Here is a 1141-nt window from a genome sequence, read left to right on the forward strand (position 1 = left end):
ACCACATGACCGTCGCCGGGACGGACGGACGCTGGCTCTACGCCGTCGGCGACGTCACCGGCCGGACGGCGCTGACGCACATGGGCAAGTACCAGGGCCGGGTGTGCGGCGACGTGATCGCCGCCCGCGCCGAGGGCCGCGACCTCGACGCGCCGCGCTACCGGGCGAGCGCCGACCACGGGCAGGTGCCGCAGGTGGTGTTCACCGTCCCGGAGGTCGCGTCGGTGGGCCGCACCGCCGCCGGCGCCCGCGCCGACGGCCTCGACGTCGAGGTGCTCGAGGTCGACATCGCCGTGGCCGGATCCGCTTTGGCCCGGGACGATTTCACCGGCCGCGCCGCCCTCGTCGTCGACCGCGCGACCGACACCGCGGTGGGGGCGACGTTCGTGGGCACCGAAGTGGCCGAGCTGCTGCATGCGGCCACCGTCGCGGTGGTCGGGGCGGTGCCGCTCGAGACGCTGTGGCATGCGGTACCGGCATATCCGACGGTCGGCGAGGTGTGGTTGCGGCTGCTCGAGTCGCGCCGCCGCTGACCGCGCCGGTCAGCGCGGCAGCCGCCGCCAGATCGGGCGCGGCAGCAGCCGCATCCCGAAGAACACCGGCCGCAGCACCGCCGGCACCCACACCTCGCCGCGGCCGCGGTGCAACGCCCGCACCGCCGCATCGGCGACCCGGTCCGGGGTGCTCGACAGCGGCGCGGGGCTCATGCCCTCGGTCATCCGGCCGATCACGAACCCGGGCCGCACCAGCAGCAGGGACACGCCGCTGCCGTGCAGCGCGTCGGCCAGGCCGGCGGCGAATCCGTCGAGGCCGGCCTTCGCGGAGCCGTACACGTAGTTCGCCCGGCGCACCCGCACCCCCGCCACCGACGAGAACACCACGATCCGGCCCGAACCCTGGGCGCGCATCTGCGCCGCGAGGTGCGTGAGCAGCGCCACGTGGGCGACGTAGTCGGTGTGCACGATCGCGACGGCGTGGGCGGCGTCGTGTTCGGCGCGGCGCTGGTCGCCGAGGATGCCGAACGCGAGGACCGCGACGTCGATCGGGCCGTACAGGGCCCGGATGTCGGCGAGAACCTGCTCGTGGGTGTCGAGCCGGTCGGCGTCGAACTCGACGGTGTGCACGGCGGCGGCCCCGGCGT

Annotated in this window: 1 protein-coding gene and 1 pseudogene; one reads left to right on the forward strand and one right to left on the reverse strand. The window is 75.4% G+C overall.

The window, feature by feature from the left end:
• Positions 1–533 (forward strand): annotated as a pseudogene (locus CQZ88_RS31830) (pyridine nucleotide-disulfide oxidoreductase); the annotation flags it as partial.
• Positions 534–542: 9 nt separating this feature from the next.
• Here the strand turns inward: CQZ88_RS31830 and CQZ88_RS24950 are convergent.
• Positions 543–1141: SDR family NAD(P)-dependent oxidoreductase (locus CQZ88_RS24950; RefSeq protein ID WP_102800454.1), on the reverse strand; the 599-nt coding region annotated here is incomplete at its 5' end.

It is taken from the genome of Rhodococcus sp. ENV425 (genome assembly GCF_002887785.1).
In the GTDB taxonomy this organism is placed as follows: Bacteria; Actinomycetota; Actinomycetes; order Mycobacteriales; family Mycobacteriaceae; genus Rhodococcus; species Rhodococcus aetherivorans.